This is a genomic window from Azospirillum sp., assembly GCF_035627195.1.
GTDB lineage: Bacteria > Pseudomonadota > Alphaproteobacteria > Azospirillales > Azospirillaceae > Azospirillum.
Genome location: NZ_DASPMG010000248.1, coordinates 1 through 8,433, shown reverse-complemented (window position 1 = coordinate 8,433; position 8,433 = coordinate 1). Strand labels below are relative to the sequence as shown.

The following is an 8,433-nucleotide window of genomic DNA, read 5'->3' as shown; positions in this document are numbered from 1 at the left end:
CATCTGGGCGCGCAGCGCCGCCAGCGTCTCCTCGCTGGCGCCGGTGCCGAGCATGACGGCGGCCGGGTCGCCCGGCAGCACCTCCAGCACGACGAACACCACCAGCGTCGCCACCAGCAGCGTCACCACCAGCGCCGCCGTCCGGCGCAGCAGGAAGAGGGTCATGATTTAGCCCCCTCCCCCAGCCATCGTCCGTAGGTTGGGTTGAGCGTCAGCGAAAACCCAACGTTCCCGCCGTGGCAAGGACGTTGGGTTTTCGCCTGCGGCTCAACCCAACCTACGCCTCTTCCCATCAATTCGCCCACGACACCTCGGTCAGGTCGTAGGCCTGGGTCGGGAAGTTCTCCCACAGGCCCTTCAGCTTGGCGTTCCACACGCCCAGCTTGGGCAGCTGGAAAAGGAAGACGTTCGGCTCGTCCGCCGTCAGCTTGCGCTGCATGGCGGCCAGCAGCTCCTTGCCCTGGGCCGGGTCCAGCGTCGCCTGCCACTGCTTGTACAGGTCCTTGAACGCCGCGTCCTGATAGTTGAAGTAGTACTTGTCGCGGGCGTAGATCTCGATGTCCATCGGCTCCGTGTGCGCCACGATGGTCATGTCGAAGTCGGAGCCGCGGAACACCTGCTCCAGCCACTGCGCCCATTCCATGGGAACGATCTCAGCCGTCACGCCCACCTTCGCCAGCTGTGCGGCGATGATCTCGCCCGAGCGGCGGGCGTAGGGGGGCGGCGGCAGCTTCAGCGTCACCTTGGTGCCCGGCGCCACCCCGGCCTCCGCCAGCAGCGCCTTGGCCTTGGCCGGGTCGTGCGGGTAGGTGCCGGCCAAGTCCACATAGGCCGGGTGCGTCGGCGAGAAGTGGGTGCCGATGACCGTGCCGAAGCCCGACATGGCACCGTCGACGATCGCCTTGCGGTCGACGGCGTGCGCCAGCGCGCGGCGCACGCGCGGGTCGTCGAAGGGCTTCTTCGCGTTGTTCAGCGCCAGGATCGTCTCGCCCTCCGTCTGACCGATGACGACGGCGAAGCGCGGGTCGGCGCGGAACTGCGCGATGCTCTCGGCCGCACCGAACTGCGGGAAGCCGTCCACGTCGCCGGACAGCACGGCGGCGGTCGCGGCGGCCGGATCGGCGATGAAGCGGAAGGTCGCCGCCTTCAGCGCCACCTTGGGTCCCCAATAGGCCTCATTGCGCTCCAGTTCGATCCGGTCGCCCTTGGCCCAGCGCTTCAGCTTGAACGGGCCGGTGCCGACGGGGGCGGTCTTGTTGTTGGCGGCCGAGTTCGGCGCCACCATCACCGCGTCGCCCCAGCCCATGTCGAACAGGAAGCTGCCGGTGGGCCGCTTCAGCGTCACCACCGCCGTGCCCGAATCGGGACAGGCGACCGACGCGATCGGCTCGAACAGGCGCTTCTGCGCGTTGACGCTGTCCGCCGCCGTCGCCCGCTCGTACGAGAACTTGACGGCCGCGCAGTCGAAGGCCGTGCCGTCGTGGAACGCCGCCTTGCGCAGGGTGAAGCTGTAGGTCAGCCCGTCCGGCGACACCGTCCATGTCTCGGCCAGCGCCGGCTGCACCGCGCCGGTGCGGTCGATGCGCGTCAGCCCTTCGAAGACGTTGTGGTAGGTCACCTCGTCGATGGCCGCGGCGGCGCCGGCGGTAGGGTCGAGGTGCGGCGGCTCCAGCACCATGCCGAGCACGACCGTGTCCTTGGCGGCCAAGGCCGGCGTGCCGGCCATGGCGGTGAGGGCGGCGGCGGCCACCGCGGTCAGCGCTGCTCTCATGATCGTCTCTCTCCCCGTTCGGTCTTGTGAAGGTCGCGGTAAGCGGGCCAGGGGCCCAGCGCCTCCGCCTCGTACACGCCGCGCATGATGGCGCGCGACAGGCAATCCGCCGCGGCCATGCCGATGCGCGCCAGCCCGCCCACCGGGTCGGCCAGCGGCCGCTTTCCGGTGGCGAGCGCGAAGACGCTGTCGCCGTCGAGCGGCGTGTGCACCGGGCGCAGCGCGCGGCCCATCCCGTCGTGCGCCATCAGCGCCACGCGGGCCGCCTGCGCCTTGGTCAGGGCGGCGTCGGTGGCGACCACGGCGATGGTGGTGTTGGCGCCCACCGGCAGGTCGAAGCTGTAGTCCAGCTCCTCGGGGCCGAGCGGCCGGACGGGCGGCGTCTGCCCGCCCACTTCCCCGTCCTGCTCCAGCGCCCAGGCCCAGAAGGTGTTCGTGCCGGGCAGGACGGCGGAGCCGAAGGCGTTCACCACCACCAGCGCCCCCACCGCGGTGCCGTCGTCCAGCACCACCGACGCGCTGCCCAGCCCGCCCTTCAGCGTGCCGCACTTCGCACCCAGACCGGCGCCCGCGTTGCCCAGCGCGAAGTCCGCCCCCGCCGCGTCCGCCGCCGCGCGGGCAAGGTCGCGGTACGGCGGCTCGTGCCCCCAGTCGCGCTCGCCGCCGGCCAGGAAGTCGAAGCAGATGGCCGCCGGCACCACCGGCACGATGGCCGGCCCGACGCGAAAGCCGCGCCCGCGGCTGGCAAGCCACGTCATCAGCCCGTCCGCCGCCGCGAGGCCGAAGGCCGAACCGCCGGACAGCACCACCCCGTGCACCGCGTCCACGAGGCAGGAGGGGTCGAGCGCGTCCGTCTCCCGCGTGCCCGGAGCACCACCCAGCACGGCGACGGCGGCCGTCGCCGGTTCGTCCGGCAGCACGACGGTGACGCCGCTTCGCGCGGCCATGTCCCCGGCGTTGCCGACCGACAGGCCGGGCACGTCGGTGATCCGGTTGCGCGGCCCGACCCTCATTCCTTCGTCGCCCCCAGCAGGTCCAGCGCCGCCATGGCCATCACCTGCGCCGAATGCACCATGTCGGCGATCCCCACATACTCGTCCGGCTGGTGGGCGAGGTCGAGGATGCCGGGGCCGTAGGCGATGCAGTCCCGCAGGTTGCCGATGCGCACGATGTGCTTCTGGTCGTAGGTGCCGGGCGACACCACCTGCTGCGCCTTGCGGCCCAGCACCGCCTCGATCGCCGCCTCCACCGCGCGCACCACCGGCGCGTCGGCGTCGGTCATGGTGGGCAGGAAGGCCAGCACCTCGCGCATCTCATAGTCGAAGCCGGGGCGCGTGCGGCGCAGATCCTCCAGGATGGCGGTGATCTCGCCCTTCACCTCCTCCGGGTCCTCCTCGATCAGGTAGCGGCGGTCGATGACCATGCGGCAGGAATCGGGGACCATGGGGCTGGGCCAGCCGTCGCGGTCCTCGCGCTGGCCGCCGTGCAGGGAGTTGATGTTGATGGTGGACTGCCGCGCCCCCTCCGGCACCACGGGCATGGTGGTGCGCTTGGACGCCAGGCGCGGGATCAGCTCCTCCTCGATCCGGTGCAGCACGGCGCCCATGTGGCGCACCGCGCAGTTGCCGAGGAAGGGCATGGAACCGTGCGCGACGCGGCCCTTGGTCTCGATCTCCGCCCACCAGACGCCGCGGTGGCCGATGCACACACGGTCGACGTTCAGCGGCTCCGGGATGATCACGTGGTCGACGCGGGGCTTCGAGAAATACCCCTTCTGCGCCATGTAGCCGACGCCGCCGTATCCGCCCGATTCCTCGTCCACCGTGCCGGAGATCTCCAGCGCGCCGTCGAAGGGGACGCCCGACGCCAGGATCGCCTCCACCGCGATGATGGAGGCGGCGATGCCGCCCTTCATGTCGCAGGCCCCGCGGCCGTAGACCTTGCCGTCGCGCACCTCGCCGCCGAAGGGATCGACGGTCCAGTTCTTGCCCGCCGGCACCACGTCGGTGTGGCCGTTGAAGTGCACGCACTTGCCCGGCCCCCGCCCCTCGATGCGGGCGATGACGTTGGTGCGCGGGTATTTGTCGCTGTCGCCGCGCACGCCTTCGGCGCGCACGTATTCCACCTGGAAGCCCCTGGCGGCGAGACGGCGGCCGATCAACTCGGCGCAGTCGGTGTAGGCGTCGCCGGGCGGGTTGACGGTGGGAATGCGGATCAGGTCGCGGGTCAGTTCGACCAGCTCGTCGGTGCGCTCGCCGATCAGCCGCAACAGGCGATCGCTCATGCTCTGCGTCATCGTGCCTCCCCGCCAGCCTCTTGCCGGGCCGCGCCGCGAACGAGTGTCGCTCAGCCGCAGCCCGGCGGCAAGCGGGGCGTCGTGAAACCGTGTTCCGTTAAGGTTTCGGTATTACCAGTCGCGTTAGCCTCTGATCCATCGGTGTGACAAATAAGGTTCCCGACGCATGGCCCACGGCGGCGCCACCCCTCCCGATCCCCGGCCGGACGCCGAACAGGCCGTCCGCGGGGCGGAGGCGCGGCTGGCGCACCTCGTCGACCACCTGCCGGTGGGGGCGGTGCACGTGCAGGACGGCGTCCTCACGCTGAACCGCGCCGCCGAGTCGATCACCGGCTACCGGCGCGACGAGCTGACGACGTTCGAGGCCTGGGGCAAGGCGCTGTACGGCGACCGCGTCGCCGTCATGCAGGCGCTGTACCTGGCCGACCGCGCCTCCGGCTTCCCGGTCCCGCGCGAGATGCGGCTGCGCCGCAAGGACGGCGAGGAGCGCGCCATCGAGTTCACCGCCTACGCCTCCGAGCGCGGCGAAATCTGGATCATGAACGACGTGACCGAGCGCCGCCGCACGGAAGCCGAGGCCAAGGAGCAGGCCCGCCTGCTGCGGCTGGCCGAGCAGATGGCGCACGTCGGCCACTGGCGCCTGTCGATCCCGGACGAGACGCTCACCTGGTCGGAGGAGATGTACCGCATCCGCGGCCTCGACCCCACGGCGCACGTGCCGACGCGCGAGAACACCATCGCCACCTACCACCCCGACGACCGCGGCCGGGTGGTGCGCTGCATCGAGGCCGCGATCCGCGACCGGCGCCCCTACGGCTACGAGCTGCGCATCGTCCGCGCCGACGGCGAGCTGCGCGACGTCGCCTGCCGCAGCCAGGTGGAGGTGGGGCCGGACGGCACGGTCACCGCCGTGTTCGGAGTGCTGCAGGACATCACCGACCGCAAGCGCGCCGAGCGCGAGCTGGCGACCGCCATGGAGCGGTTCCGCGACTACGCCAACGCCGCCTCCGACTGGTTCTGGGAGATGGGGCCGGACCTGCGCTTCTCCTACTTCTCGGAGCGGCTGACCCGCGTCACCGGCACCCTGCCGGAGGAGGGGTTGGGCAAACGGCGCACGGACATCGCCGCCAACGCCGAGGACCGGGATTTCTGGAAGGCGCACCTGGACGACCTGGAGAACCACCGCCCCTTCCGCGACTTCGTCTACACGCACCGCCGCTCCGACGGCGGAACGCGCATCTTCCGCATCTCCGGCACCCCGGTGTTCGCGCACGACGGCGCGTTCCAGGGCTACCGCGGCGTCGGCACCGACATCACCGAGGAGGTGCGCACCCGCGAGGAGCTGGAGCGCGGCCGCGTCGCGCTGGAGCATCAGGCGGCCAAGCTCGCCATTCTCGCCCGCGACCTGGAGCGCGCCCGGCAGGAGGCCGAGGCCCTGCGCGCCAAGGCCGAGGCCGCCAACGAGGCGAAGTCCCGCTTCCTGGCGGTGATGAGCCACGAGCTGCGCACGCCGATGACCGGCATCATGGGGATGATCGACCTGCTGCTGACCTCGCCGCTGGCCGCGCAGCAGGCGGATTGGGTGCGCACGCTGCGCGGCTCCGCCGCGTCGCTGCTGCGGCTGCTCAACGACATTCTCGACTTCTCGAAGATCGAGGCCGGCGGCCTGCACCTGGAGGAGGTCGGCTTCAGCGTGCAGGACGTCATGGACGACGTGGTGCGCCTGTTCTCCGTCCAGGCGTCGGAGAAGGACATCCTGCTCAAGCGCTCCATCCCCGCCGACGCGCCCCTGGGCGTGGTGGGCGACCCGACGCGGCTGCGCCAGGTGCTCGCCAACCTCGTCGGCAACGCGCTGAAGTTCACCGGGCGCGGCCGGGTGGAGATGCGGCTGGCCGCCCACCGCCGCGACGGCGCGCACGCGGTGCTGCGGTTCGAGGTGCAGGACACCGGCATCGGCATGGACGCCGGCATGCAGGCGCTGCTGTTCCGCCCGTTCGAGCAGGGCGACACCTCCATCGCGCGGCGCTACGGCGGCACCGGGCTGGGGCTGGCGATCTGCCGCCGCCTCGTCCAGGCGATGGGCGGCGAGATCGGCCTGACCAGCGCGCCGGGGGCCGGCACCACCGTGTGGTTCACCGTGCGCGTGGCGGCCGCCGACGGCCCGGTGCCGCAGGCCCCGCCGCCGCCCGCCCCGGTACTTGCTGTCGAAACGCCGGCCGGCGGCCACCGCATCCTGCTGGCCGAGGACAACCCGGTCAGCCGCGACCTGATCGCCGCCATGCTGGGGCGGATGGGCCACACGGTGGTCGCGGTGCCCGACGGTGCCGACGCCGTGACGGCCATGGCCGGCGAGGCGTTCGACCTCGTGCTCATGGACATGCAGATGCCCGGCCTGGACGGGGTGGAGGCGACGCGCCGCATCCGCGCCCTGCCGCCGCCGCGCTGCACCGTGCCCGTGGTGGCGCTGACCGCCGACGCGGCCCCGGAGAACCGCCAGCGCTACATGGCCGCCGGCCTGACCGACCTGCTGACCAAGCCGGTGGACTGGGACCGGCTGCGCGCCCTGATCCCCCTGGTGACGCTGGGCCAGAGCCACGCCGCGCCACCGCCGCCGCCACCGGTCGAGGACACGCGGAGCGGTGCCGGCGAGGACGGCATCGACCGGCCCCGCCTGCTGGCCATCGCCGCCACCCTGGGCGACGCGGACCTGAACGCCATGCTGGACAACGTGCGCGCCGAGCTGACCCGCCAGCTCGACCTCGCCGGCACCGCCGCCGGCCGTGGCGACGGCGAAGGCATGCGCCGCGCCGTGCACGCCCTGCGGGGCCTCGCCGGCAACTTCGGCCTGTGCGCGGTGGAGCGCGCCGCCGCCGCCACCCACGCGGACGCCGACCTCGCCCGCCTCGCCCGCGCCGTCGCCGACACCCTGCGCGCGCTGGAAGGCTGGCGGCGGTAAGAACTCTCTCCCGGGGCGGGAGAGGGTTTCAAGAGCCCCCGCATCCCTATATTTTCCCACAACGACAACCAGACGCCGCGCGCACCAACGCAGCGCGGCCAGGGAGACCACACCGATGATCCTCGAAGAGCATGGCGTCGCCCACCTGCTCGACACCGCGGCGCTGCGGGACGGCGACATCGCCGTCCATTCGCCCATCGACGGCCGGCTGCTGGGGCGCGTCGCCTCCGACACCCCCGACGCGGTGGACGCCAAGATCGCCCGCGCGCACGCCGCCTTCCTGGAGTGGCGCTCGGTCCCGGCTCCCAAGCGCGGCGAGCTGATCCGCCTGCTGGGCGAGGAGTTGCGCGCGGAGAAGCAGGCGCTGGGCCGTCTCGTCACGCTGGAATGCGGCAAGTCGCTGCAGGAAGGCTATGGCGAGGTGCAGGAGATGATCGACATCTGCGACTTCGCGGTCGGCCTGTCGCGCCAGCTCTACGGCCTGACCATCGCGTCGGAGCGGCCGGGGCATGCGATGCGCGAGACGTGGCATCCGCTGGGCGTGTGCGGCGTGATCAGCGCCTTCAACTTCCCGGTCGCCGTGTGGTCGTGGAACTTCGCGCTGGCCATCGTCTGCGGCGATCCCGTCGTGTGGAAGCCGTCGGAGAAGACGCCGCTCACCGCACTCGCCTGCCAGCGCATCTTCGAGCGCGCCGCCGCCCGCTTCGGTTCCGCGCCGGACGGCCTGTCGCAGGTCATCGTCGGCGACCGTTCGATCGGCGAGCGCATGGTGGACGACCCGCGCGTGGCCCTGGTCAGCGCCACCGGCTCCACCCGCATGGGCCGCGCCGTGGGGCCGCGCGTCGCCGCGCGCTTCGGCCGCTCGATCCTGGAGCTGGGCGGCAACAACGCCATGATCGTGGCGCCGTCGGCCGACCTCGACCTCGCGGTGCGCGCCGTCCTGTTCGCCGCCGTCGGCACCGCCGGGCAGCGCTGCACCACGCTGCGCCGCCTGATCGTGCACGAAAGCGTCTATGACACGCTGGTCCCGCGCCTGAAGGACGCCTATGGGCAGGTCACCATCGGCAACCCGCTGGAGACCGGCAACCTGCTCGGCCCGCTGATCGACCGCGATTCGTTCGACGGCATGCAGAAGGCGCTGGAGGCCGCGCGGGCCGACGGCGGCACGGTCACGGGCGGCGGGCGCGTGCTGGCCGACGCGTGGCCCGACGCCTTCTACGTCCGCCCGGCCATCGCCGAGATGCAGGATCAGACCGACGTGGTGCGGCACGAGACCTTCGCGCCGATCCTCTACGTGCTGCGCTACGCGGGCGACCTGGACGCGGCGATCGCGATCCAGAACGACGTGCCGCAGGGCCTGTCGTCCTGCATCTTCACCACCGACCTGCGCGAGGCGGAGCGGTTCCTGGC

Annotated in this window: 5 protein-coding genes and 1 pseudogene; 2 read left to right on the top strand and 4 right to left on the bottom strand. The window is 72.1% G+C overall.

The window, feature by feature from the left end:
- From VED21_RS22425 to VED21_RS22410, 4 genes and pseudogenes are all read right to left on the bottom strand, one after another.
- A pseudogene (locus VED21_RS22425) lies at positions 1–165 on the bottom strand (ABC transporter permease); the annotation flags it as partial.
- A 127-nt stretch (positions 166–292) separates the two neighbouring features.
- Positions 293–1,771, bottom strand: coding sequence for an ABC transporter substrate-binding protein (locus tag VED21_RS22420; RefSeq protein WP_324886203.1), 1,479 nt, complete (start codon positions 1,769–1,771; stop codon positions 293–295).
- Positions 1,768–2,784, bottom strand: a complete 1,017-nt coding sequence (locus VED21_RS22415) for a P1 family peptidase (RefSeq protein WP_324886201.1) — start codon at positions 2,782–2,784, stop codon at positions 1,768–1,770. The genes VED21_RS22420 and VED21_RS22415 overlap by 4 nt, the downstream gene beginning before the upstream one ends.
- A complete protein-coding gene (locus tag VED21_RS22410) occupies positions 2,781–4,067 on the bottom strand; it encodes an acetylornithine deacetylase/succinyl-diaminopimelate desuccinylase family protein (RefSeq protein ID WP_324886199.1) in 1,287 nt (428 codons plus the stop codon). The genes VED21_RS22415 and VED21_RS22410 overlap by 4 nt, the downstream gene beginning before the upstream one ends.
- A 166-nt stretch (positions 4,068–4,233) precedes the next feature.
- Here VED21_RS22410 and VED21_RS22405 point away from each other — a divergent pair, with 166 nt between their 5' ends.
- Positions 4,234–7,023: a PAS domain S-box protein gene (locus tag VED21_RS22405; RefSeq protein WP_324886197.1), complete on the top strand. Its 2,790-nt coding sequence runs from the start codon at positions 4,234–4,236 to the stop codon at positions 7,021–7,023.
- Between the two features lie 115 nt (positions 7,024–7,138).
- Positions 7,139–8,433 (top strand): aldehyde dehydrogenase family protein (locus VED21_RS22400; protein ID WP_324886195.1); only part of this gene is annotated, 1,295 nt, incomplete at its 3' end.